This window comes from Paenibacillus sp. ALE2 (assembly GCF_054113385.1).
In genome coordinates this window covers 2,038,282-2,063,727 of sequence record NZ_CM134213.1, presented here as the reverse complement: position 1 = coordinate 2,063,727, position 25,446 = coordinate 2,038,282, and the positions used below count along the sequence as shown (strand labels likewise).

The 25,446-nt window shown below is 47.9% G+C and carries 27 protein-coding genes and 1 riboswitch; of the genes, 7 read left to right on the top strand and 20 right to left on the bottom strand.

Annotation, left to right across the window (positions count from 1 at the left end; translation table 11 throughout):
• Nucleotides 1-224: 224 nt before the first annotated feature.
• The 18 genes from ACXHJ1_RS09015 to ACXHJ1_RS08930 form a co-directional block, all read right to left on the bottom strand.
• Nucleotides 225-1,490, bottom strand: coding sequence for an ABC transporter substrate-binding protein (locus ACXHJ1_RS09015; protein WP_017427137.1), 1,266 nt, complete (start codon nt 1,488-1,490; stop codon nt 225-227).
• A gap of 15 nt (nt 1,491-1,505) precedes the next feature.
• Nucleotides 1,506-2,342, bottom strand: coding sequence for a carbohydrate ABC transporter permease (locus tag ACXHJ1_RS09010; protein WP_457905980.1), 837 nt, complete (start codon nt 2,340-2,342; stop codon nt 1,506-1,508).
• A complete protein-coding gene (locus tag ACXHJ1_RS09005) occupies nt 2,342-3,250 on the bottom strand; it encodes a carbohydrate ABC transporter permease (RefSeq protein WP_414477681.1) in 909 nt (302 codons plus the stop codon). Before ACXHJ1_RS09005 ends, ACXHJ1_RS09010 begins: the two co-directional genes overlap by 1 nt.
• Nucleotides 3,251-3,401: 151 nt before the next feature.
• Nucleotides 3,402-4,652: a serine hydroxymethyltransferase gene (locus ACXHJ1_RS09000; RefSeq protein ID WP_016324828.1), complete on the bottom strand. Its 1,251-nt coding sequence runs from the start codon at nt 4,650-4,652 to the stop codon at nt 3,402-3,404.
• A 121-nt stretch (nt 4,653-4,773) separates the two neighbouring features.
• The gene (locus ACXHJ1_RS08995; RefSeq protein ID WP_016822875.1) at nt 4,774-5,361 is read right to left on the bottom strand and encodes a TIGR01440 family protein; all 588 of its coding nucleotides are present in this window, start codon (nt 5,359-5,361) and stop codon (nt 4,774-4,776) included.
• 207 nt (nt 5,362-5,568) lie between these two features.
• Nucleotides 5,569-5,650, bottom strand: a riboswitch (ZMP/ZTP riboswitch).
• A gap of 78 nt (nt 5,651-5,728) precedes the next feature.
• Nucleotides 5,729-6,313, bottom strand: coding sequence for a low molecular weight protein arginine phosphatase (locus ACXHJ1_RS08990; RefSeq protein WP_016822874.1), 585 nt, complete (start codon nt 6,311-6,313; stop codon nt 5,729-5,731).
• An 85-nt stretch (nt 6,314-6,398) separates the two neighbouring features.
• On the bottom strand, nt 6,399-6,959 hold the full coding sequence (locus ACXHJ1_RS08985) for a manganese efflux pump MntP (RefSeq protein WP_016822873.1): 561 nt from the start codon (nt 6,957-6,959) through the stop codon (nt 6,399-6,401).
• A gap of 133 nt (nt 6,960-7,092) precedes the next feature.
• Nucleotides 7,093-8,376, bottom strand: a complete 1,284-nt coding sequence (locus ACXHJ1_RS08980; RefSeq protein ID WP_107733815.1) for an L-threonylcarbamoyladenylate synthase — start codon at nt 8,374-8,376, stop codon at nt 7,093-7,095.
• Nucleotides 8,377-8,557: 181 nt separating this feature from the next.
• Nucleotides 8,558-9,250, bottom strand: a complete 693-nt coding sequence (gene spoIIR / locus ACXHJ1_RS08975) for a stage II sporulation protein R (RefSeq protein ID WP_167437856.1) — start codon at nt 9,248-9,250, stop codon at nt 8,558-8,560.
• Between the two features lie 216 nt (nt 9,251-9,466).
• Complete coding sequence (locus ACXHJ1_RS08970; RefSeq protein ID WP_013373452.1) at nt 9,467-10,660, bottom strand: FtsW/RodA/SpoVE family cell cycle protein; 1,194 nt, start codon at nt 10,658-10,660, stop codon at nt 9,467-9,469.
• A gap of 75 nt (nt 10,661-10,735) precedes the next feature.
• On the bottom strand, nt 10,736-11,635 hold the full coding sequence (gene prmC, locus ACXHJ1_RS08965) for a peptide chain release factor N(5)-glutamine methyltransferase (RefSeq protein ID WP_457905979.1): 900 nt from the start codon (nt 11,633-11,635) through the stop codon (nt 10,736-10,738).
• Between the two features lie 3 nt (nt 11,636-11,638).
• Nucleotides 11,639-12,706 carry a peptide chain release factor 1 gene (gene prfA / locus ACXHJ1_RS08960; protein WP_013373454.1) on the bottom strand — a complete coding sequence of 356 codons (1,068 nt, stop codon included), beginning with the start codon at nt 12,704-12,706 and terminating at the stop codon, nt 11,639-11,641.
• Between the two features lie 335 nt (nt 12,707-13,041).
• Entirely contained in the window at nt 13,042-14,142 is a 1,101-nt protein-coding gene (ychF, locus tag ACXHJ1_RS08955; RefSeq protein WP_016822869.1) for a redox-regulated ATPase YchF, read from the bottom strand.
• Between the two features lie 146 nt (nt 14,143-14,288).
• Complete coding sequence (locus ACXHJ1_RS08950; RefSeq protein WP_025366017.1) at nt 14,289-14,780, bottom strand: GNAT family N-acetyltransferase; 492 nt, start codon at nt 14,778-14,780, stop codon at nt 14,289-14,291.
• Nucleotides 14,777-15,877, bottom strand: coding sequence for a type 2 isopentenyl-diphosphate Delta-isomerase (gene fni, locus ACXHJ1_RS08945; RefSeq protein WP_457905978.1), 1,101 nt, complete (start codon nt 15,875-15,877; stop codon nt 14,777-14,779). The genes ACXHJ1_RS08950 and fni overlap by 4 nt, the downstream gene beginning before the upstream one ends.
• 314 nt (nt 15,878-16,191) lie before the next feature.
• Nucleotides 16,192-16,683, bottom strand: a complete 492-nt coding sequence (locus ACXHJ1_RS08940) for a DMT family transporter (protein WP_457905977.1) — start codon at nt 16,681-16,683, stop codon at nt 16,192-16,194.
• A gap of 57 nt (nt 16,684-16,740) precedes the next feature.
• Nucleotides 16,741-17,445 (bottom strand): Crp/Fnr family transcriptional regulator, encoded by a 705-nt coding sequence (locus ACXHJ1_RS08935; RefSeq protein WP_107733810.1) that lies wholly within the window; start codon nt 17,443-17,445, stop codon nt 16,741-16,743.
• A 58-nt stretch (nt 17,446-17,503) separates the two neighbouring features.
• The gene (locus ACXHJ1_RS08930; RefSeq protein WP_016822864.1) at nt 17,504-17,929 is read right to left on the bottom strand and encodes a DMT family transporter; all 426 of its coding nucleotides are present in this window, start codon (nt 17,927-17,929) and stop codon (nt 17,504-17,506) included.
• Between the two features lie 233 nt (nt 17,930-18,162).
• Here ACXHJ1_RS08930 and ACXHJ1_RS08925 point away from each other — a divergent pair, with 233 nt between their 5' ends.
• On the top strand, nt 18,163-19,659 hold the full coding sequence (locus ACXHJ1_RS08925) for a phospholipase D family protein (RefSeq protein WP_025366020.1): 1,497 nt from the start codon (nt 18,163-18,165) through the stop codon (nt 19,657-19,659).
• A 42-nt stretch (nt 19,660-19,701) separates the two neighbouring features.
• Here the strand turns inward: ACXHJ1_RS08925 and cls are convergent, their stop codons facing one another.
• Nucleotides 19,702-21,213: a cardiolipin synthase gene (cls, locus tag ACXHJ1_RS08920; RefSeq protein ID WP_016822862.1), complete on the bottom strand. Its 1,512-nt coding sequence runs from the start codon at nt 21,211-21,213 to the stop codon at nt 19,702-19,704.
• Nucleotides 21,214-21,409: 196 nt separating this feature from the next.
• Between cls and ACXHJ1_RS08915 the strand changes: the two genes are divergently transcribed.
• Genes ACXHJ1_RS08915 through ACXHJ1_RS08900 form a run of 4 tightly spaced genes read left to right on the top strand, consistent with a single transcriptional unit; the run spans nt 21,410 to nt 23,650 of the window.
• The gene (locus tag ACXHJ1_RS08915; protein ID WP_457905976.1) at nt 21,410-22,003 is read left to right on the top strand and encodes a TetR/AcrR family transcriptional regulator; all 594 of its coding nucleotides are present in this window, start codon (nt 21,410-21,412) and stop codon (nt 22,001-22,003) included.
• Between the two features lie 44 nt (nt 22,004-22,047).
• Nucleotides 22,048-22,389, top strand: coding sequence for a DMT family transporter (locus tag ACXHJ1_RS08910; RefSeq protein WP_025366022.1), 342 nt, complete (start codon nt 22,048-22,050; stop codon nt 22,387-22,389).
• Nucleotides 22,389-22,703: a DMT family transporter gene (locus ACXHJ1_RS08905; RefSeq protein ID WP_016822860.1), complete on the top strand. Its 315-nt coding sequence runs from the start codon at nt 22,389-22,391 to the stop codon at nt 22,701-22,703. The genes ACXHJ1_RS08910 and ACXHJ1_RS08905 overlap by 1 nt, the downstream gene beginning before the upstream one ends.
• A 14-nt stretch (nt 22,704-22,717) precedes the next feature.
• Complete coding sequence (locus ACXHJ1_RS08900; RefSeq protein WP_457905975.1) at nt 22,718-23,650, top strand: 1-phosphofructokinase family hexose kinase; 933 nt, start codon at nt 22,718-22,720, stop codon at nt 23,648-23,650.
• Nucleotides 23,651-23,754: 104 nt separating this feature from the next.
• Here ACXHJ1_RS08900 and ACXHJ1_RS08895 read toward each other — a convergent pair whose 3' ends face one another.
• A complete protein-coding gene (locus ACXHJ1_RS08895; RefSeq protein ID WP_457905974.1) occupies nt 23,755-24,189 on the bottom strand; it encodes an Lrp/AsnC family transcriptional regulator in 435 nt (144 codons plus the stop codon).
• A gap of 158 nt (nt 24,190-24,347) precedes the next feature.
• Here ACXHJ1_RS08895 and ACXHJ1_RS08890 point away from each other — a divergent pair, with 158 nt between their 5' ends.
• Both ACXHJ1_RS08890 and ACXHJ1_RS08885 read left to right on the top strand, forming a co-directional pair.
• The gene (locus ACXHJ1_RS08890) at nt 24,348-24,809 is read left to right on the top strand and encodes a VOC family protein (RefSeq protein WP_016822857.1); all 462 of its coding nucleotides are present in this window, start codon (nt 24,348-24,350) and stop codon (nt 24,807-24,809) included.
• Nucleotides 24,810-24,979: 170 nt separating this feature from the next.
• Nucleotides 24,980-25,444, top strand: a complete 465-nt coding sequence (locus ACXHJ1_RS08885) for a DUF3592 domain-containing protein (RefSeq protein WP_016822856.1) — start codon at nt 24,980-24,982, stop codon at nt 25,442-25,444.
• Nucleotides 25,445-25,446: the final 2 nt, after the last annotated feature.

Here is a 25,446-nt window from a genome sequence, read left to right as displayed (position 1 = left end):
ATCCTGTTTATTATAACATTCCCTTGATTGATTTAACACCTGCCACTGCAACCTTTTGTCAAGGGAAAGATATGACAGGCAAAATACTTGGCAAGGCCCATTTACGTGTGACTTTTGTCATATGAAATCAATAAAAAGGCTCTGACGGTCCTTGACCGTCAAAGCCTACCAGTTCTAAACTTCCTGCCTGAGATATAGCCTCTGCTATCCCACGCATATATTCTTTATCTATACTTCAGATTGTCCCACGCTCCCTGAAATTGCTGAAGCATTTCGTCCTTCGTAATAACGCCTGCGATATAGGCTTGCATACTACTGCTTAAATCCTGATTTAGCCCCTTTGGAAAGCGCTGGAAGTTCCAGCTCCATATCTTGCCTTCCTTCACGTGCCGAGATATTTCCGCACCCAAATCACCTGTGGTCTCGTCACTAGACGTGATACTTTTGAAAGCAGGAACGAACTTAAACTCCTTGGTAATATAATGCTTGCCTGTTTCTGATGTGACCAGCCAGTTGAGAAATTCCTTTGCCTCCTGCTTCACAGGCGAGTTTTTGTTGACAACCCAGTTCGAGGCCACTCCCACAGCCAGTTTGTCTCCAGTGGAAGAATTATTGTCTATAGGCGTAGGAAGAATACCCAAATTCAAGTTAGGATTAATTCCATCTATTTGCGGCTGCGTCCAGTTCCCCTGGTGCATCATAGCGGCCTTGCCTGTTGAAAACAGTGTCACTTGTGTATTGTAGTCCGTCGTGAGCGGATTGGGGTTTCCATATTTTAAAGTCAGGTCAAGCAACTTCACCCACTGATCGAACACGGGGTTACCAGGAATGCGAGCAGTTCCTTGGTTTAAATCCGCAACGTAACTCTCCGGGTTCGGCTGTCTGGCAAAGGGGATATTGATAAAATGGTTTCCCAGAACCCACCATTCTGCATAGCCGTTAGCAAAAGGGATAATCCCTGCTGCTTTCAGTCGCTTGGCTGCTTCCTCCAATTCATCTAACGTCTGAGGCAATTTGGTTATACCCGCTTTTTTGAACAAATCCTTATTATAAACAAAACCAAATCCCTCCAGGTTCATAGGCTGTCCATAAATCTTACCGTTAACCGTCATCGGCTTACGGGCGAAATCGTCCAGGTCCTTCACCCATGGCTGATCCGACAAATCCTCCAGATACTCAAACCACGTATCGCGATCCTGGTAACCCTCATTCGTGAAAATGTCCGGCTGGTCGCCTGAGGCGAATTTAGCCTTCAACGAAGCACCGTAGTCCGTACCCCCACCGACAGATTGAATATCCAGCTTGATACCAGGGTGCGTTCTTTCATACTCAGCCTTCAGTTTGTTCAACGGTTCCGAAATCTCCACTTTGAATTGATAAATGTGTATCGTTTTGGTCCCACTCTGTTGAGCCTTTGTATTACCACAACCTGCAAGCATACACGTAAGCAGCAACATCAGGGAGATGACAAGCAGCACTGTCTTTTTCATCCGATAACCCTCCCATCAGCCTTTAACCGCTCCGGCCGCAATGCCAGAAACGATGTATTTTTGCATCACCAGAAAAAACACAACGATTGGCGTGATTCCGAGCACCAGTGCGGGCAACGCCAAGTCCCATTGCTTGGTATATTGACCAAACAGCATATAGGTCGCAATCGGAATCGTACGCAGCTCAGGATCATTCAAAATGAGCGAAGGCAGCAGATAATCATTCCAAATCCATAACGTATTCAAAATAAGTACGGTCACGAACATCGGGAGCAACAGGGGACAAACGATGCGAAAGAACACCCCGTAACGAGAGGAACCATCCACTCTCGCCGCTTGCTCAACCTCAATAGGCACCGTTTTAATAAAGCCATGAAACAGAAAAACTGATAAAGGTGCTCCAAAACCCAGATAGCACAAAATCAGTCCTGGTATGCTGTTGTTCAGGCTCAATACGTTGGACACTTCCATAAGCGGCAACATAATCGATTGAAAAGGTACGACCATCGCAGCCACAAGTAAACCGAACAGGAACCGATTAAAAAGAGTATCATGCCGAACCATTTGGTAGGCGGCCATCGAGCTGATCAGCAGCAAAAGCGCATTGCTGACGATGGTGACGATCAGTGAATTCCCCAGTGCTGTGGGAAAGTTTATTTTATTCCAGGCGTTAGCATAATTTTCAAAACGGAAGGTCGTCGGCCACGAAGCGGAATGAGCCAAAATGTCTCCAAAAGATTTAACCGAGTTTACGAGCAAAAAATAGAACGGAACTAGAAAGATCAACCCAACCACAATAAGCAATATTTCAGCTACCCATGTGCTTAAACGATGGTTCGATGTTTTTTCCATTACATTTCGACCTCCTTTTTCTTCGTGAGACGCACCTGAATGCTGGTAATGATCGCAACGACCACAAAGAAAATCATAGCCTTAGCAGTCCCCAATCCAAGTCGATTATTTGTAAACGCTTCATTATATATGTCCAACGCTACAGACTCTGTCGCCTTGAATGGTCCACCCTTTGTCAAAGCCAAATTCAGCTCAAATACTTTAAAGGACCAGGATATCGCCAGGAACAAGCAGACGGTCACTGCTGGCATAATAAGCGGCACCACGATATGACGCAAAACCTGTCTTCGGCTCGCACCATCAATTTGGGCTGATTCAATAAGAGCATGCGGGACATTATTTAGAGAGGATATGTAAATAACCATGAGATAACCTGCGTATTGCCAAACAAACACAATGACAGTTCCCCAAAATGCAGTAGGCCCATCACCCAACCACGGCAGTTTGAAAAAGGAAAGCCCTGTGGCCTCTCCTACCGCCGAAAAGCCACGTACAAATATAAATTGCCAGATGAAGCCGAGCAGCAAGCCGCCGATCATATTAGGCATAAAAAATACAGTTCGCAGTGCATTGCGAGTACGCAACGGCTTTGTAAGCGCATAGGCCAGGAAAAAGCCCACCAGGTTAGTTAGAATGACACCACATACGGTAAAACGGACCGTAAACCAAAATGCATTACGGAAGTCCGGATCATCTTTAAAAATATGAACGTAATTCCCTAGCCCGAGCCATCGGACATGTTCAGATACGCCATCCCAGTTCGTCATGGAATAATACAGCCCCAACAGAAACGGAATGACCATAATTAAGACGAAAAACAACGCCATCGGTCCTACAAATATGAGCTGCTGCAATAATTGCGCGGATTTTCTTTGGCTCAATGCAATCACTCCTTTGTCGTAGATCATGAAGGAAAATGCGCATAAATCCTTACTTTAATCGCTTATTACCCAAAAACGTAAGTTTCGAGTCGTCTGGAATCAAAAAAAGGCTGTTCTCCCTTCGCTAACGAAAGGAAAACAGCCTTATCATATAAAGATTAAAAGGAATGGCGATGAATTAGTATTGTGTTCCTGGATAGATCGGGAACTTGTCTGTCAACTCGCCCACCGCTTGGCTTGCTTTGGACAATACAGTATCATCTTTTGGATTTTTAAGAGTATCAGCAATGATTTTACCGATTTTAACCATAGCCTCTTCATCCATACCACGAGAAGTTGCAGCAGGTGTACCAATACGAATGCCGCTGGTAACGAACGGACTCGTTGGGTCGAAAGGAATAGCATTTTTGTTGACCGTGATACCCACGGAATCCAATACATGCTCCGCTTCTTTACCTGTAATATTCAAATTGCGAGTATCCAACAGCATCAGGTGATTATCCGTACCACCGGATACAATGTTGATTCCCTCTGCCAGCAATGTCTCAGCCAGCACCTGTGCGTTGCGAACTACGTTTTGCGCATAGGTTTTGAATGATGGCTGGAGCGCTTCACCCAGAGCAACTGCTTTGGACGCGATCACGTGCATCAGTGGTCCTCCTTGAGTACCAGGGAAGATAGCTTTATCAATCGCTTGCGCCCACGCTTTGCGAGTCAGAATTAGACCCCCACGCGGACCACGCAGCGTTTTGTGTGTCGTTGTTGTCACAAATTGAGCATGGGGAACCGGACTAGGATGAATCCCTGCTGCCACGAGACCTGCGATATGTGCCATATCCACCATGAATAAAGCACCTACATCATTAGCAATGGAAGCAAAGGCTTCAAAATCGATAGTACGCGGATATGCACTTGCACCAGCTACGATCAGACGAGGGCGGTGCTTGAAGGCTGCTTTGCGCACTTCATCATAGTCGATGCGGAAGTTGTCTTCACGTACACCGTAAGCAGCAAAGTTATACAACAAACCGGAGGCATTAACCGGGCTTCCGTGTGTTAAGTGGCCGCCATGCGCCAGATTCATACCCAGTACAGTATCTCCAGGTTGAAGAGCTGCCAGATATACCGCCATGTTAGCCTGCGCTCCAGAGTGAGGCTGCACGTTCGCATGCTCGGCGCCAAATAGTTCTTTCGCACGGTCACGTGCAATATCTTCGACGATATCTACATGCTCACAGCCACCATAGTAGCGTTTGTTCGGATAACCTTCAGCATATTTATTGGTAAGCACGGAGCCCATGGCTTCCATTACTGCTTCACTGACGATATTCTCAGATGCGATCAGCTCGATATTGTGGCGTTGCCGTTTCAGTTCAAGCCCCATTGCTTCCATCACTGCCGGGTCACTTTTACGCAGATGTTCCATCATGATTGATTACTCCCTCTCCATGGTCAAATTGTTGGGTATACAAGCAAATGCCTGCTCCTCTGTTGGGTACCTCATCATCAATGCAAAAAAGATCAGTACAAACATGCCGACATGCCAAATGTTAATCGCAGTTTCCGCCGGCTTCTTGTTCCAGACTGTACACTGCCCGTTGTCCGCCAATAAGTGGAGGACGAGTGAACGCAGCCGTCACACGTGCTTCACCAATCCAGCGAAGGCTTGGGCGAAACGGAACGGCAATCGGGCGCAAATGCATGCCAATCAGCGTTTCGCCGATGTCTATCCCGGCATGAGCCTGCACATTCGCCGCCAGACACGCATCGTCCATAGAGCGATAGGCAACGGTAGCCATAGAGCCCCCTGCTGTACGAACAGGAACAGCCGCAACCTCCATCAGGCCTAATCGCTCCAGTAGAGAACGTTCAACGACCAGTGCTCGGTTCAAGTGCTCACAGCATTGAAACGCCACATCAAAGCCATACTCTCTGCGAACGGATTCTACTCCAGACAACACTTGCTGAGCCACATCCAGCGCTCCTGCTGTGCCGATCCGACTTCCAGCCACTTCACTCGTGCTTGCGCCAATAACCAGCAGGCGACCAGCTTTAAGACTGGCCACTTCTGCAATTTCCCGCACGACAGAAGCGGTCTGTGCTTCGAGTGAAATCTCATGATCCAATTGTTCTACCATTGGAACCTCCTTTGGTTGAACAGCCTCTCAGAGACTAGGCATGGTCCCATGCCCCAAGTTCAACACACTCTCTCCTGATCACAATCTGACTATATTATAGCCGATGTTTCAGATTTCGAGCAGAAAAAATGGAAGAACAAGAAGGCAACAGAAGATCTGCTGTAGCTCGTATACGAAAAAAGAGCAGTCCACACCTATGTGGAATTGCTCTTTTGCCCAGGCGACCGGCCGTATATCCGATGCTCCATCGTGGTTAATCCCACTTTTGTCGCCAGTTACATCGGATTCTCATTTTTCCACCTTATCTTAACGGATTAACTGTCGAAAATCAACAGATTCCGTACAAAATAGAGGAATGGTACCGACTTTATTCGGAAGATCCCTTTAGCTTGTCCAGCAACTTATGCAAAGCTACACGGATTTCCGCAGCTGTGACATCGTAGTCCTCCCGCGAACCGCCAAACGGATCTGAGATATCGAAGCCCGGAATCCGTTGATGTAATTCAATCATTCGCTCACGTTCCTGCGCTGATAGCTCTTGTCCAAGTGAAGCCATCAACTGCTGTGAAGCATACAAGCCGTCTAATTCCTGTACGTCCTTCAGCACTGCGTCCCGGTCCTCCACATACTCCTTCAGCGTAAATACTTTGCCCGCCGTTTGTGGAAACCGTTGAATGACATGCTGTTTATGTCCTTGCGTCAAGGTTAAGATCAGATGTGCCCACTCGGCAAGCCCGTCGCTTAAAGGGGTTGAAGTGATCTGATCGGATATATCGTGATCACGTAGAACCGCCTCTGCATGCCGGGATATCGACGCCCCGTCCATCGCAGCTACTCCAGCGGAACGCACTTCCAGTTCCAGTCCATGCTCAGCAGCCAACTTACGCAGCATCCCCTCAGCCATTGGACTGCGACAGGTGTTCCCTGTGCATACAAATAAGATATTCTTCAACGTCTTCACCCCCCGTATGTTGAAAAAATATATAAACAGAGGATTACTCAAATCCTGTATTTATTTTACACTGTCTACGTTAAAATCAAAACATAAACATAAAACCGAATGCCAGCAAAACGGCACCGCCCACCGCTTCTCCATAATCCCCCAGATTGCGGCTGACCTTGCGCCCCAGTAACAGCCCCAGCATCGCCATCGCTCCCCCGCAAAAACCAAAGGCCAGAACAGTCAGCACCAGGTCACTCTGGAACATCCCCAGGGACACTCCCACAGAAAATGAGTCAATGCTCACCCCAAGTGCAAATAGCAAAAGACCCAAAGGCGACCGATGATCCAATACGTGTACGCCGTCTCCCTTGAAGGAATTGTACACCATATGCCCGCCCAAAAGGATGAGTAATCCCCCTGCGAAATAGGTCGTCACATGGCCTAATAAAGAACTCATATAATGGCCTGTGAACATTCCCAGCAACGGCATCAGGATGTGAAAAAAACCAATCACAATGCTGATGCGCAGCACGTCTCGCAGGCGTATCCCCTTCATACCGATCCCTACGCCCAGCGACAGCGCATCCATCCCTAGCGCTACCGCCATGATCAGAATCGTTACAACCTGCCCAGCATCGGCAGAGGCTGCCAGCATACTCCATCCCTCCATTATCCGTCTGTTCTTGTACACGTTATGCGGACAAGGGGCAAATCAGTACAAGCAGGTACTAAAAATACCCAAAACAGAGAGGAGGAATTAAAATAAGAGACTCCATACTTTACAGAAGCTACAATCGGATAATTCGATGACCTGCCGCTTTAAGCAGTCGATTCATGACGGCGTCTCCCAATCCCTTCGGCGGGCAGGCTTCCGCCAAAATGTAGGTGACGCCGTCTTCATCGCAGCGTCGGAGCACGCCGTACAGGCGCTGCGCCGCCTCATGGAGCGCGTCCAGCTTGCCCAGCGTGTAGACCCGTTCTCCGGCGTAGCCGGCGGCATGGTCGTCGAACGCGAGCACCGCCGTGCGCTCCCCGCGCGCGGCAGCCTCCGCCAGCGCGTCGCGAATCCAGCCCGTCACTTCAACAGGCGACGGGCCTTGTACCACGCTCAAGCGGCCTCGCGGCGCGTAGTGCGTATACTTCATGCCCGGCGAGCGCGGCGCCAGGCTGTCGACATCCCGCCCGGCTGTGGCAGCCAACGCCGGGTCCAGTACGACGGCACGAGCAACCGCAGCGAGCTGTTCAGCCGTCACGCCGCCAGGGCGCAGAATGGTGACGGTTCCGTCGTCACCCACTTGCACTACCGTGGACTCCAGTCCCACCCCCGTGGGACCTCCGTCCAAAATACCGCCGATGCGACCCTCCAGGTCCTCCAGCACATGCTGTGCTAGAGTCGGACTGGGTCTTCCCGAGCGGTTGGCGCTTGGTGCAGCCAGCGGACAACCGGCTTCCGTGATCAAGCGCAGCGCGATTGGATGATCCGGCATGCGCACACCGACCGTGTCCAAGCCTGCTGTCACACGCGATGACAGTGCCTGCGGCACTACCGGCAATACGAGGGTCAGCGGTCCTGGCCAAAATGCATTCATCAGCGCTCGGGATGTATCGTTAATTTCCGCTACCATGCCTTTTAATTGAGCAGCATCGGAAATATGTACAATGAGCGGGTTATCGGAAGGACGACCTTTGGCAGCAAATACCGCCTCCACCGCTTTAGTGCTGCGTGCATCGGCCCCCAGTCCGTACACGGTTTCCGTAGGGAAGGCTACCGTCTCTCCAGCCTGGAGAAGTACGGCGGCCTCGCGTATGCCCTTTTCCGCTGCGATCAGAGCCTGTCCAGCTGAAAGTTCGTCAGAACCATCCCCGTCAGTGTTGTTCACAGAACCAACAGAATCCACTTTTTCCACCTCAAAAGACGAGGTAGCAGATACAGTCGTGCTCTCTACAGGAACCAGACATCTTACATCCCACCAGTGTGTATGAGAAGGCTGTAACGCCTGCTCCTGCTCTGCTATCTCTTTTTTCACAAAACCTACGTGCATGTCATGCATTTGATTCACTTTATCACTCATATCAGATCATCCCATATCTTATTGTCATACAGGCCATTTCATGGCCCTGATCCCCAAAAAACCTACTTTAACAAATCAGTTCGAATTGGCTCTGTCCTCTGTATATCTATCGTAAGTTCCATTATAACATATGGGGAAACTTACACTCGTTGTTCTCTTTTCCATAGCACTGACGAAACATTTAGGCAAACAAGCCACTCACCCAGTTCAACAGACCCGTAAGGGCATCCCACAGGAAAAAACGTACTTCCGGCTCCTTGTCAGCGGCGTTCGTTCGATTGTCTTCATGACTTGTTTTTGCCGATACAGTTTGTGCTGCTGCTTCACCACTGCCTGCATCAATAAAGCACAACGGCGGGAACAGCACACACCACCAATTTTGCCCTTTCCCTTGCCCCAGTGTAACCCGAAGCGCCTCATAATTCCCTGCCGGGTAGACAAGACCACCGTACATTTTCGTCGGAAAAGGTACACTTGCCAGCTCCACCTGATGATCATACGCTATACCGCGAAGAGCCAGTTCTTCACCTACCAAGCGATCAATTTCAGGTAAATGTTCGTCAATCAACACTCTGGCTTGATTTAGGCTTTGTGGATTGTCCAGCTCACCCACCCACGCATTCATCTGCTGCACGATGGCATCCCGTATTTCGCGCTTAACCAACTGATCCTCCGGACGATCTGAATTAGCCAAAATGCGCAGTCGAATGGAATCGTGCGGAATTACTTTCAACCCTGTGGTGGCCACTCCAGATGCTAAAGTTCCTCTTGCCCCCGTGGTCATAGCTGCATCTGTTTTTTGACCTTCCCAAGACATCATTAATATTGAAATACAAAAGAGTATCATTGCAGCTTGCCTTATCCAACTTCCCATCTTCGTCCCCCCAAACCCAAACTCTATCATGTCTATCAGTCTGTCCGGTTTGGGAGAGTCCTAAACCTATGAATCTCGTAAAATAATTCAGGCTATTGCAAGCTAGATCGTCACCTAGGAATATAAAAAAGCCCAGATTTCACAATCTGGACTCTTTTGTTGCACCGTTTCAACTCGTACAAATAACTATCAATATTTAGCCACAACCCACCTGTACTAGGCTTTTTTCGCCTTCGTCAAGCTTACTCTGGAAGGCTGCGGCAGGTCATCCTCTAGCTCCTGACCATGCACCTTAATGCTCATAACTAAGCCAATACTAGCCATGTTAATAAGCAACGAGGTACCGCCATAGCTTATGAACGGGAGCGTAATCCCCGTAAGTGGCATAATGCCCAGAAACGCACCAATGTTCTCAAAAATCTGATACAGCAACATGGACACAATCCCGACAATTATATACGGGCCAGCCCGATCCCGACATTCCAGTGAAATCAGGATCATTCGGTGAATCAAAATAAAATAAAGCAATAGCAGAATGGATGAGCCTACAAACCCAAACTCCTCTGCTACAACTACAAAAATAGAATCCGCATAGGTATAGGGAACACGTCCGGACTGTACCGAGGTTCCTTGCAAAAAGCCCTTGCCCATCATACCGCCAGAAGCTATGGCCAGTTTGGCATTTTTCGTATGATAAGATGCCTTCGCAGTCGCTTCTTCTGGTACCAGCCAAGGGTCTAAACGCTCTACCCAGTGACTACGTCCAATGCCTTTCATAAAGGAATCAATCTCATCATGAAACGAAATATACGCTTTGATCCCGCCACCAACGGCGACTGCAAATACGATAAATCCGATTAGCGCATGGGACGCCTTCACATTACCAATCCATAGCATACCAATGACGATGACAATGTAACCGAGCGCATTACCCAAGTCATTTTGTGCCATGACCATTGCGAATGGGACAAAGCTCACCAGAGCAACTGGAAGGACATCCTGAATAAAATACAGCTTGCTCTTGCGCTTTTTAATCAGCATATACGCCAAAAAAATGATAAGAACCAGCTTGAATACCTCAGCAGGCTGGAGATTTAAGCCACCAATTTTCAAAAAGCCTTGAGAGTTATTAACCGTCCCGCCAAAAAAGCCGAGAATCAGCAGAAATATCCCGCCTCCATATACATACAAGGCTTTTTTAATGAATATCCGAAAATCAACTATCGCTAAACCCAAGATCGCTACAAAGCCCAATATATAATACCCGATCATCTTCTGGTAATCGTTGCCGTGCTCTGCCAAGTTCGTAGGACCCCTACCAGCACTGTATACCGTTATGATACTAATCGCCATGAGCAAAACCAGAATAAAAATAACCGGACCATCAATTTTTTTCAATTTCTGAAGCATGATTTCCCCCTGAGCCGTTTCTCGGTCATACTCCTCTTATTCTAAAGGAAAGACTCGCAAAAAGAAAATGCAGCATTACTCCGAGACGCCTAGGACATGTCGCTCAATCCCCGCAAGGTCAGGAATGATTAGAATGTTCTTCCAATGACCTGCCTGTTCCAGCAGGTCAGCCACGTCTCGGGCCTGTCCCATCCCCAGCTCAAACCCGATTAGCCGGGGTGGGGCCTGAAGGAGCCCCAGCTGCTCCAGCATTGCCCGATACGGGCCAAGCCCGTCAGGACCGCCATCCAGCGCCATTCGCGGCTCATGGTCGCGCACCTCTGGCTGCAAGCCAGCGATGTCAGCAGCCGGGATATATGGCGGGTTGGACACGAGGATGTCCACCGCTGTTCCCGCAAACGGCACCAGTAGATCGCCCTCGCGGAATTCTACGGCTGCGCCGTTTGCGGCGGCGTTCTGGGACGCCATTTCAAGCGCAGCAGCAGAAATATCCCCCGCTGCTACGTGCCAGCGCGGCCGCTCAGCCGCCAGCGTCACGGCAATCGCGCCGCTACCCGTGCCAATGTCGAGCGCGTGCGGAGCACTGCTCGGCCACAGCCGGTCACCGTGCTGGAGTATCGCCTCGACGAGCAGCTCTGTCTCGGGGCGCGGAATCAGCACCGACGGTGAAACCGCGAACGGGCGGCCATAAAATTCCTGCCGTCCGATAATATACTGCGCCGGTTCACCCGCAGCTTTGCGGGCGATGATCCGTTCCCACGTCTCCTTAACGGAGGAAGGGAACGGATCGCCCAGAGCGACGTAAAACCTCGTACCTTCCAGCCCAAGCACATGTTCCAGCAGCAAGCGGGCATTATGCTGCGGCTCCAACACGCCGCAACTTCCTAAAAAAGAAGAAGCCTCAACTAAGGCTTCTCTGACACTCATGTTCCGTTCCGGCGGCATCCGATACACACAATCGCGTTCGTTCCCCAAAACTTAAACCTCTTGTTCCATCAAATCAGCCTGCTCTGCAATCGTGAGCGCTGATACGATTTCTTCGATCTCTCCGTTCATCACCTGGTCCAGCTTGTGCATGGTCAAACCAATGCGATGATCCGTTACACGGCTTTGCGGGAAGTTGTAAGTACGTATACGCTCACTGCGGTCCCCGGTACCTACTTTGCTCTTACGCTCGCCTGCATATTTGGCTTCCTCTTCCTGACGCATCATATCCGAAATACGGGCACGCAAAACTTGCAGCGCCTTCTCCTTGTTGGAGTTCTGGGATTTGCCGTCCTGGCAGGTTGCCACAATACCTGTTGGCATATGCGTTACACGCACCGCCGACTTGGTTGTATTAACGGACTGACCGCCCGCACCGCTGGAGCAGAAAGTATCCACGCGGATATCCTTATCTAAAATTTCGATATCCACTTCCTCTGCCTCAGGCATCACGGACACCGTGGAGGTAGACGTATGAATACGTCCGCCAGATTCTGTTGTCGGAATCCGCTGTACACGGTGTGCGCCGCTTTCGAATTTCATTTTGCTGTAGGCACCGCGTCCATTAATCATGAAAATAACCTCTTTAAAGCCTCCAAGGTCATTCATGTTCGCATCCATCAATTCTACACGCCAGCCTTGTGTATCTGCATAACGAGTGTACATCCGGTACAAGTCCGCTGCAAACAGTGCAGCCTCGTCCCCACCGGCAGCACCACGAATTTCGATAATAACGTTCTTATCATCGTTCGGGTCCTTCGGCAGCAGCAAAATGCGAATTTTCTCGTCCAGTTCCCGCTTACGGGCACTCAGCTCTTCGATCTCCATTTTGACCATTTCACGCATCTCGTCGTCAAGCTTTTCAGCCTGCATGGCTTTAGCAGCGTCCAGCTCCTCAACGACAGTTTTATATTCGGTATATGCTTCATAAGCAGGCTGTAAATCAGACTGTTCTTTGGAATAATCTCTAAGTTTTTTGCTATCGTTCGCCACATCCGGATCGCAGAGCAGTTCGCTCAGTTTATCGTAGCGGTCCGCCAATGATTGCAATCGGTCCAACAAGCGATTCACCTCTTCAGTTAAATTAATATGAAACCAGCTTTGAATTCACTGGCTACAGCTCTTTATTATAACAACTAATCGATTAATTAGCTACATAAAATACTTGCTAATTTAGGATTTTACAAAAATCAACAAATCAATTGAAGTCGAATAAACAAAATTCCGCTAAAGATTTGGTAACTAACTCTTAATCAGGAAAAAGGAATACGAATCAAATAAAAAGTCGCCGCCCGGGACAGGCAGCGACTAAGTAAGTTAGTACATGCGGATAACACATATACAATGACCTAATATGTTTGTATATAAACCCTGTTTGCTATACGCCGAGATGCATCCTAAACATTAAAACGGAAATGCATAACGTCTCCGTCCTGAACCACATATTCCTTACCTTCCAAACGAAGCTGACCACGTTCTTTGGCGCCGTTCATAGATCCAGCAGCGACCAAGTCATCGTAGGATACAACCTCAGCGCGAATAAATCCGCGTTCAAAATCCGAGTGGATTACGCCTGCAGCGCCAGGTGCTTTTGTTCCTTTGTGAATAGTCCATGCGCGTACTTCCTGCACACCTGCTGTGAAATACGTATACAGTCCCAGCAAGCGGTAAGCTGCTTTGATCAGACGGTTCAGACCAGATTCAGCCAGCCCCAGCTCCTCAAGGAACATTGCCTTGTCTTCGCCTTCCAGCTCAGCAATTTCAGCCTCTACTTTGGCACTGATCGGTACCACTTCAGCATTTTCCGCTACTGCAAATTCACGTACCTTTTGCACATATGGATTGCTATCAGCTTCCGTTACACCATCTTCACTGACATTAGCTGCGTACAATACAGGCTTCATTGTGAGCAAATGAAGGTCGCGTATAATCAGCTTTTCGTCTTCTGACAATTCTACGCTACGTGCAGGTTTATCGGCATACAGCGATTCCTTGATCCGTTCCAGTACTTCAACCTCTTGGGCATACTGCTTGTTGCCGCCCTTCATGTTCTTACGGGAACGATCAATGCGCTTGTCTACACTTTCGATATCCGCCAGAATCAATTCTAGATTAATCGTCTGAATATCGCTGATTGGATCAATTTTGCCGTCCACATGAGTAATATTCTCATCTTCAAAGCAGCGTACCACATGAACAATGGCATCTACTTCGCGAATATGAGCCAAAAACTTGTTACCCAAACCCTCGCCTTTGCTGGCACCTCGTACAAGCCCTGCAATATCAACAAATTCAAAAGCCGTTGGTACCGTTTTGTTCGGTACTACCAGTTCAGTCAGCTTATCCAGTCGCTCGTCCGGTACTTCAACGACCCCTACATTAGGGTCAATTGTACAAAATGGATAGTTTGCGGATTCCGCCCCCGCCTGCGTTATTGCGTTAAACAGTGTTGATTTGCCCACGTTCGGCAGACCCACGATCCCCGCTTTTAAAGCCATAATCAGAACAACTCCCGTTTATATAAAATATGCGCTATACCCTCTGTTAGTTTACCAACCCACATTATATAGGAGAACCTATACATGCGGCAAGCATACGGCTGTGAATTTAGGATTTTGCTGCATCCCTATTTAGATAGCTTTATTTAGATTTCCTTGCTCATCTGGATATCCGTAACCCGATAACCAGACTTGCGATATACATGTAAAGCCCGCTCATTATGCCCAAATACATGCAGACCGATGCGAACCGCACCCAGCCTCCGAGCTTCTTGTTCCAACGCCTGCATCGTCAACGTACCCAGGCCTCGCCCCTGATATGAATCGTAAACGAGAATATCCAGCAAAAAAGCTTCTTTGCCTTGCGTACCTTCTGTAATGTTGAACCAGATATATCCCGCTTCCTCGGAGCCTTGACCCACACTACCTGAATACTCAAGCATGTACAGGTGAGCATGGGGCGTATCCAGTCTTTGTGGCAAAAATGTTGCAAAGCTTTCCTTTGCCCGTTCTGGTGCCTCTTCCACCGTCCACGCGCCTGCCTGGATTTTCTCTTCCGCGTAATCTGCGAGTGAGCGTTGCTCAAAGCGATCATACTGCTCTGCGTTCATCGGAACCAACTTGATAAATCCACTCATCCGTTCGCCTTCTTTCTTAGTCTGGTCGTTTCTTTAAGACCTTCGATCCCAGCTACTCCGATGCCAAACATGACTGTACGCAATTCCAGCTCCACTTGCTCCAATCGCGCTTCCAGCGCCTCGCTGGAGGTAACCGCCGAGCCAAGCAAAGAGCGACCGAAGCCTGCCATGTCAGCGCCCAAAGCAAGTGCTTTCGCAGCATCAACACCGTTTTTCAGTCCACCACTACCGATCAGAGCGCCATTAAGCTGAGCTGCTCTAACCTCCACGATACAATCAGCGGTCGAATTGCCCCAATCGGCGAACGCCTCTGCCGCTGCACGGCGCACAGGATCAGGATTGCGAAATTTCTCCACTTGGCTCCAGCTTGTCCCGCCCGCACCTGCGACATCAATAAAAGCAGCGCCTGCATCATATAATCTCGATGCCGTCTCACCATCTATGCCCCAGCCAACTTCCTTCACGCCTACAGGCACCGAAAGACGATGACACAACTCCTCAATGCGCTCAAGCAGCCTGCTAAAATCCAAATTCCCTTCAGGTTGGAATATCTCCTGCAAGCCGTTCAAATGCAGCACCAACATATCCGCCCCGGCAATTTCCACTGCACGTTGGCAATCGTCCACACCAAACCCGTAGTTCAGCTGCACTGCACCCAGATTGGCAAGGATCGGGATGCTAGGTGCTAGACGGCGAACTGCAAAGGTTGAAGCCAACTCTTCTTTTTCCACCGCAGCTCGTACGGAGCCGACACCGAGCGCCCAGCCACGTCTCTCTGCTGTCTCTGCCAACCGCTCATTAATCGCTCCTGTCTCGGCGCTACCGCCTGTCATCGAACTGATGAGCAGCGGTGTCCGTACAGTGCGCCCCATAAAAGTTGTATCTAGACGCACCTCGTCAAAATGTAGCTCCGGCAAAGCGCAGTGCTTAAAACTATATCGCTCCAGTCCGCTGGTAATGCCGTGTCCGGCCACATCTTCCTGCAGACAAAGGCGGACATGCTCAATTTTCCGTTCACCTGTCTGCGTGGCAGGCAACAAAGAGCCGGATCTGTCTGAGCCGTCAGGTGATCCATTTTTATTTTCTGTATTACTCATCTATGTTCCACCTCATCCAAAGTCAATCTGTGCATTCCATCAGGTTCGTGAAGCACAAATAAGACCGTTCCCGAACACGGTAACCGATCTATTTATCATCTCATATATCAAATATCCAGGCCCTTAAAGCACTATTTTAAGATATTTTCATTGTATCATGGATGGAAAAATATATACATGACCGTGAACATTTTTCTTTGCCTATGGGATCGAAAAGCAGCACCTGCTTAAGATGCAGCTTCTCTGCAAAATGCAAATTACCCCTCCGAAAGTGGGACCCCAATCAAGCAGGATTAAGGTCATCACAACCTTCTTTAGCTCTTCATCGAATCAGGTATAGTTGTAATATTTTCTTGTGGTTCCTTTGTACGCCCATGTCCAAATTTGAAAACGAGAATACCACCGATAATGACCAATACACCAATCAACTTATTGAAGGTAAACGGAATCTTCTCTAGTCCAAGCCATCCTAATGAATCCCACAACAAGGCTGTACCTAATTGTGCCGTCAATACGATGGAGATCGCATAGGTAGGGCCAAGTCGCTTCATTCCTTGCACCAGACAGAACACAACGCCGACACCAATCATGCCACTGAACCAGTACCACGGCTGCATATGCTGTAAAGCAAATGTATTTTTCCCTTCAAAAATAAGACTCCCGAGCAAGGAAGCCAAGAAACCTGTTCCCAGTACCAATGTCGTTGTGGCCCATGAACCTGTCCGCTCATTCACCTTATTATTGAATATCGTTTGCAGACTGACCAAAGCACCTGCGATAACTGCCAATATAGGCCCTAATAACATATTTAACTCTCCCTTGATAGTCCCTTTATTGTGCTGCACTTATTCAAAGCACTATGATTACAACGATTCATAAATATTATGGCCAGCCAGTTCACTCAAACCTCTTCTGTCCTTAATGACAATATAGCCTTTTGCCCGTTCAACCAATCCCTCTTCGATCAGCTTGCGAATGACACGGTTGAGGTGTCTGTAGCTGGTTCCGATCAAATTCGCCACATCCACCAGACTGGATGCCCGTAGTTCCTCATGAAAGGCAGAATTGGATTCGTCAAAAGAAACAGATAGCAGGTAGCTCGCAAGCCTAACTTCCACCGGATACATCAGGTTGAAATTGGAGAAATCAGAGTCCAGGCAAAACTTCCGCGTGACAATATCCAATAGAAATTGCAGCAAAGGAGCATAATCTCTGCCGTACTTATTCATCCATTGATGATGAACACCAATCACATAGATCGGCGACACTGCCTCTACTGTATTGATGACGTGACTATTACGAATATATTCAACATCCCCTATGACCTCGATCGGTGTTTTGAAGCAAAGGATCAGAGTCTTTCCTTCTGTAGAGCTGGTAAAAATTTTGACCTTGCCCTGCACCAGAATATACAGATGCTCAATGGCATCCCCCTGCGAACAGAGCTTTTTCCCTTGCTCCAAACGATGCAGCGACAAATAGGGATGTAGTGGCTCGTAGAGTATGGATTCTAACTGATGCAGATGCAAAAAATACTTTAGCTGCTCTTGATCCTGAATTTCTCTCATTGCTTAGCTCACCTTCATTTTCTACGTTCTAAGCTTTTTCTATAAATAAAGTTTTATTTTAGAGTTTTAATATAATGACACCCGCGATCATCATACCAATACCTATAAATTGTGGCAGCTTCATCTTCTGCTTCACTATGCCGAACCATCCTTTGATGTCTACCAGGAAGGTTAAACATAACTGAGCAATCAACAGCGCCGAGATTGTAAACGTAACCCCAATATGTTGAATGGCTGTGACTTCACTAAATATAATGATAGCCGCAAAAGCACCACCCCAAAGATACATCGGCTTTACCTGTTTCATTTCAGACACACGGCCATCCTTTGTAAACATCCAAACTGATGCTGCCAAAATAAAACCTATTAGCTGAGTAACGGTAGCCGCCTGCCATGTCCCGATATCCTGGCTAATCCGTGTATTCGCTACCCCCTGTAACGTAATACAAGCGCCTCCCAGAAAAGCAAACAAGATTCCTCTCATAAATCGTTATTCTCCCCATATAAATGACTTTTGTATCTATTTAAGTATAGGTCAGCCTGCCTATAAAGGACATATGTCCTCAATTAATAAAACGTTCTTCATTTCATTCCGTTCAGCATTCCGCTTCAATCCTGTGGACTTGCGGTAATAATTAGACAGTATCTATATCATAATCTGCATGTTCGGTCACGATAAAATGGAATGCAGCATTCAATGGAGGAGCTGATCGTCGTATGACTAAACAAAATCCGCTGCATTCTGCGCCGGAATCCCAAAGAAAATTCATGTACAAGGGCCGTGCTCTTAAAATCGCCATTTTGGTGCTTATCCTATGGCTGATTGCCGTCATGCTGTATCAAACCCATAAACCATTGCCTCCGTTCGTCTCTTATGAGAGTCAGGAGTATTCAACGAACGAGGTAAACTTTTGGACGGATTTGACCTACCCTACTGGGGATGGAAGCACTGTACAACATGAAGGGCAAATTTTGAATCGTATGCTCGGAATCATTGATGAAGCCCAGCAATTTATCGTCATTGACCTGTTTCTGTTCAACGATTATAAACATAAAGGGCAGCACTTCCCCGAAGTCAGCGCGCAAATGACCCAGCATCTTATCGCCAAAAAGAAAGCCCATCCTGAGATGCCTATCTTTTTCATTACAGATGAAGTCAATACCAACTATAATTCTGCTCCCAATCCTTTGTTGGAGAATATGAAGCAAGTAGGAATTCAGGTCGTGCAGACCGATGTAGATCCATTGCGGGACTCCACGCCCATCTATTCAGCGGTGTGGCGTACCTTTTTCCAGTGGTTCGGGCAGCAAGGCACAGGCTGGATTCCTAATCTGATGGCCAGTGACGGACCTGACGTTACGGCTCGCTCCTATTTAAAGCTGTTAAACGTCAAAGCCAATCACCGAAAATTGGTTACCAACGAGCAAACTGCTCTCATTTCTACAGGCAATGTTCACGATGCAAGTGCCTATCATTCCAATGTTGCCCTAGAGGTGAAGGGGCCGATCATCGGAGATATTTTACAAACAGAGCAGGCGGTATTGGACTTCTCGGGCGGAGGGCAACTTCCTGTCTACACACCTCAAGCAAAGCCCCTAGTCCCATCAGGTAAGGACAGCTACCGGATCAAATATCTCACTGAAGGTAAAGTGTATACCTCCATTTTGAATGGCATTAAGCATACGAAGCAAGGTGACAGCATTCATATGGGCATGTTTTATTTGGCTGACCGCAAAGTATTGAATAGCCTGTTGGATGCCTCGGCGCGCGGTGTGAATATCCAATTGCTGCTGGACCCCAATGAAAACGCGTTTGGTCAGGAAAAAATAGGCATACCTAATCGTCCGGTTGCCCAAGAGTTATCCGATAAATCGGATGGAAACATTCAAATTCGCTGGTATCATACTACCCATGAGCAATTCCATACGAAGCTGATTTATATTGCCAAGGCACAAGGAGAGCATTTGATTTGGGGTGGCTCTACCAATTTGACCCCCCGTAATTTGGATGATTTGAATCTGGAGAATGAACTGTGGGTGGCCGCTCCGGCGGACAGCAAGCTGACCCGACAGGTGGCGGCCTATTTTGATAAGCTGTGGAATAACCGGGGAGCTGAATACAGCCTGGAGCTGGCGGCTTACGAGGATCATTCAACATTTTGGAAAGATATTGTATACCGTCTCCAGGATATTTTGGGCTTCACTACATTTTGACTCTAAGATCTGCTTCCATATCCACAGCTCATCGTTTGTACATTACAGCAGTGGTGAAAGCAGCCGAGCGAGCGATTCCATCAAACGTTTGAACAGACGCTTTTTCATGAATTCCTCACGTACGATCAAGCTGGCATTGTGCAAATCTCGCTCATAGTCGTTCACCATCTGCTGCACACTGTGTGTTTGAATCAACAGAGCGTTCACTTCAAAATTCAAATGGAAGCTGCGCATATCCATATTGGCTGTCCCAATAGTCGCAACTTCCCCGTCAATAATGAGAAGCTTGGAGTGAAGGAACCCTTTTTCATATTCATATACCTTGACTCCCACCTCTAGCAACGATTGGAAGTACGAATGGGATGCGAGAAAAGGCAGCCATTTATCCGGTTTCGCGGGGAACAGAATACGCACATCCAACCCGGATAGAGCAGCCATCCGCAAAGCAGTCAGGATATCTTCATCCGGGATAAAATAAGGAGTGGCAATCCAGACGGATTTTCGAGCGGATGTAATCATGGAGAAAAAGAGATTTTTAAGCACTCTCCGCTCGTTATCTGGACCGCTGGCAATAATCTGTACGCCGCCGTCCGTGATCGGTTCAATATCGGGAGACAGATATTCGCTATCCAGCACCGATTCGCCCGTCATATGAAGCCAATCCTGTAAAAATATAAGTTGCAGCGTCCGCACAGCTTCGCCCTTCACAATCATATGCGTGTCACGCCAAAAGCCGTAGGCTTTGTTGCGGCTGAGATACTCATCTCCCACATTTAGGCCACCGATTAATCCAATCTTACCGTCGATAACTACAATTTTACGGTGATTACGGTAATTTACCCGGCTGGAGAAGAACAAAATCCGAGCGCCGCCGTATGCAACAACCTCGACTCCTGCATCTTTCATTTCCTTCAAGAATGCCTTCGATAATTGTATACTACCGACCGCATCGTACATAAACCGAACCTTAACACCCGCTTTAGCCTTCTCGATCAAAATTTTCTGAATGCTGGTACCAATATCATCCGAGCGGAAAATGTAATATTCCATATGGATATGATGCTGCGCCTTGCGCAGTTCTTCCAGCAGCGTGGAGAAGGTTTCATCTCCATTATTCAGAATCTGGGTTTCTGTCGCAAAATAAATCGGGGAGCGTGCCAGTCTGCGCGCTAGACGCATCAACTGCTGCTGCTCATCTGTAAAGCAGGTCAAATCTCGTTTGACCCGCAAAGCATCCTTTTCGATACGCTCATAAGCCTGTTGGTCACGCAATGCCTTTTTGTCATACTTACGGCGCTTGAATACATTTTGCCCAAACAAAAAATAAAGAGGAAGTCCAACGACTGGCAGCAACGCCAGCAGCAAAATCCATGACATGGTGGTGGAAGGATTACGATTCTCCGTAAAAATAATCAGACTTATGGAAATAACCGTCAGCGTGGAGAAAATACTGATGACAGTTCCTTCATTTTTACCGATGTAATTAAACAAGCCAAAATAATAAATAATAAACACCATAGCCGCGATCAATACGGCCAGTAAGCTTCGCCTCATAACTAACCTCACTTCCAATGGACTGCATTTAAACAGGTATTCCTCATTATATTGTACATGAGCCCCTTATTTCTTCCCACTTTTTTATTTAAATGTTGAATAAAAAAATCCAAAGTACATTACGAAATGTTGATGGGTTGACACTTACTTTTTTTCATGTAAAAATAAACTAACGAACGTTAGGTAGGTGATGATAATGGGAATGGAAGAGATTCGAAAGGCCGCTCTTTTCCAATTTGCCGCCAATGGGTATGAGGGAGCATCCTTGAGCAGTATTGCCGCCGAGGTTGGAATCCGAAAACCGTCTATATATGCGCATTTTCAGGGCAAGGAGGATCTGTTTTTGCAGGTGGCACGTTATGCGTTTCAAGAGCAGAATTTACGTATTTTCGAATACTTTACGGAACGTAAAGAACAGTCGCTGGAGCACACACTGCATGATTTCCTGTTCTGGATGGAACAGGAATATGAGGGCAACAACTCAGCCAAGTTTATGCTCCGCTTTTCCTTCTTTCCGCCTGTATCTTTATATAACGAGGTACTGAATATTGTGAATCCTTTTCTGGAACAAATGGAGCGAAAATTAACTCGTCTCCTCCGAAATGTACGGGATCGGGAACTCTTTGGGCATATGGAACCAGCAGATGTGGCTTTAGCCTACATGACACTGGTGGATGGAATCATGGTAGAGCTACTATACAGTGGAAGCACCAACTACCACCGAAGGCTGAACGCTGCATGGCCTATTTTTTGGCGTGGGATTACGTTAACTTCATCTCATGAAGGGTGAAGCAGTCGTAATTGAAATTATACTGAATTGAGGAGAAATTCATCATGAATCGCAGTTGGATTTACGTTTTTGTTGGAGGCCTGATTGAGGTCGTATGGGTATCGGGTTTGAAGCATGCAGATTCTGTATTCACCTGGGCTGTAACTGTGCTGGCTGTGGTGGCCAGCTTTTATTTAATCATGAAGGCTGCAAAGCGTCTGCCTGTAGGCACGGTGTATGCTGTATTTACCGGACTGGGGACAGGGGGAACCGTCGTAGGCGAAATGCTGCTTTTCGGGGAACCGTTTCAATGGTCCAAAACGCTGCTAATCGCCCTTTTGCTAGCAGGTGTGATCGGCTTGAAGTTAGTTACCGATCGTGATGCTCAGGAAGGGAGTGGTGCATAATGGCTTGGATTGCATTGGTTATCGCGGGCTGCTCGGAAGTGCTTGGAGTCATCGGCATGAAGGGAGTTACGGTCGGTAAAGGGTGGAAGGCTTTAGCACTTATGATTTTATCCTTTATTCTTAGCTTCTCTCTGCTCAGCTTCGCCATGAAAAGTTTGCCGATGGGAACTTCTTATGCCGTATGGACAGGCATTGGAACCGTCGGCAGTACGATTACAGGCATGTTCTTGTATGGTGAGCAAAAAAGCGTACTGCGTGTTTTATTCATCGCCATGATTCTTGCCGCAGCATTGGGCTTAAAGCTGATTTCTTAAAGGAGTGATGCCTTGTGATTACCACCGTAACGCTTAACGCAGCAGTGGATAAAATCTACACAGTTGCAGGCTTTGGACTGAATGCCGTCCACCGCATTGAAGGGGGCTTAACCGTACCAGGCGGCAAGGGCGTGAATGCCGCTCGTGTCATTCGCACGCTAGGTCAGCCTGTACGGGCGGCCGGATTTGTAGCTGGACATACCGGACGGCTGCTCATCGACGGGTTGAGCACGGAGGGCGTAAGCGCCGATTTCATCGAAACGGCATACGGGGAAACCCGTCTCGCCATAACCGTGCTCGACCCGGCTACTCGCACGCAGACCGAGCTGATTGAGAGCGGCCCGACCGTTGGGCCGCTTGAACTAGCTGCGCTGCGGTGCAAAATCGCGACCCTTGCCGAGGATTCGGCTTGGGTCGTTCTCTCTGGCAGCCTGCCACCCGGCTGCCCGCCCGATCTGTACGCCGAGCTGTGCACGCTGGCAAAGGAACGCGGCGCGCGCGTGGCGCTGGACGCGAGCGGCGAGGCGCTGCGCTTGGGGCTGCGCGGGAAGCCCGACCTCGTGAAGCCTAACGAGGACGAGGCCGCCCGCTTCGCGGGGATCGACGCCACGCGCCCAGATGCCGCTGAAGCGGCGGCATCACAGCTGCTGGAAGCCGGAGCGCAGTTGGCCGTCATCTCTCTCGGCGCACGCGGGGCACTAGCGGTAACGCGCGATGCACGCTACCGCGTAAGCCTGCCGGACGCGGACATTGTCAGCGCGCTCGGCAGCGGTGACGCCATGGTCGCCGGGCTAGTTAGCGGCGCGGTGGCGGGGCTGGGGCTCCCTGCCATGCTACGTCAGGGAGCGGCCTGCGGCACGGCGGCTGCTCTGCACGCCATGGCCGGCAAGATCGAGCTTCAGGACGTGGAACGTCTGAAGCAAGGAATTACGGTGACGCTGGTGTAATTCAGCGTCACTTTTTTTATTTCATCCAATCATTCGCTTAATTCAATGCTACGAATAACAGCTTTCTGAATGATTTATGTTCCAAATATGCGTTGCCGGATGACTTACAACCAAACCCTGTTTTCCAGTATATTTTTCATACAAATATGCGATTTGGAAGACCCCAGCTTGACTAGTGAATCCTGAAACTCTGCAATTTCCTCTACAGACGCGCTTTGTACCTTAATGAGATAATTAAATTCCCCGCTGATGCGAAACAAATCGGTAACCTTCTTCGCCTCCTTACAAAAATCAATCACCTCTTGGCAATGTTCTGTTTTTATCAGAATAAACGTAGTTGTCCCCCGATCCAGTTCCCGTAAATTAAATACAGCATTATATCCAGAAATAATCCCTCGTTCTTCAAGCTTGGTCATTCTTTCTTTAACGGACGGTTGTGACATCGAAATTTCTTTGCTGATTTGGGAAATCGTTATTCGCGCATCATGCTGTAACAATTTCATGATTTTGTAGTCTATCTCGTCTATGTGATGCTGCATATCAAGTACCTCCTGATTCGAGTTTAAAAAGTAACGTTTTTCATCTAAAATATCTTCGGTTTCATAACCAATATAGTATAAAAAACTTATTTTAAATATATATGTAGCACATAATTATTCATATAATAAGGTTTACTTACATATAAGGAGGATCTGAAATGAGTGTGAAGGGACTAGCTCATGTGGCCATCCAAGCCCGTGATTATCAAGCAACCATTGCATTTTATACCGAAGTACTGGGATTTAAAAGAGGACATCACTGGAGTCTTCCATCCTTTCGGATTCAAGAAGCTTCCATGCTGATCTCACCTGACCAAAGAACCTGTCTCGAAATCTTTGATAACGATGCCGTCATTCCTGCCCAAGGGAAAAAGGCTGCATCCGAGCAGGACATTGCTCATGGGGCTTTATTACACCTCGCATTTTACGTAGACAATGTGGATGAAATATACCAAAAAGCCCTTGTCCACGGAGCAAGAACCTTTGTGGAACCCAATCAGCTTACACTTGGCGAACCACCTCTAGTTGTAACCAATGCATTAGTCCACAGCCCTAATGGTGAAGTTATCGAATTTATCGAAGATGTTGATTTTGACATGTCCCAATCGAGCAAGAAGTAATCCGCACAGCTATTAAAAAGATCCACTTCCCAGGGAAGCGGATCTTTTTTTATACTCCATTCATCTCCACCTTATTCTCTATGGAAAAATTAAACTATTCCTAAGTATATCCGATATATTGTTTATCACTTGGTTTGAAGGAGTAGATTATCATTTCAATTGATTTCAATGTGTACTGGTTTCATTTTAGCTCCGATCTGCTCATGCCGTTGTTCAGCTTGATCGGTCTGCTGCTCATCTATTTCGGATTCAGAACGATCCGTCGCCACCGTTATCGTAAACGCCACTGGGTCCGTACCAAAGGGCAAATCGTTGACGCGCATATCGAAGTAGACATAGATGTCGTTCCCTTTGACCGTGATGATCCGGTAGATACCAGCTACACCCGCCGATTAAAGGTACGCTTCTATACCGCTTCAGGTGAAGTCGTGGAATTCTGGAATCCTTATAGTACCAATCTCAGCCTCAACCGGGTTGGCAGCAAGATTAAGGTACTATACAATCCGGCCAACCCTCGGGACGCCCGAATTGCTGGCGGTGTAAATGGTGCAGGCTGTCTGGCCTTTATGTTGTTTTTGATCGGTGTCCCCTTTGCTTTGAGCGGGGTATTCGCTTTATTGAAATTTTTCTTCTAACA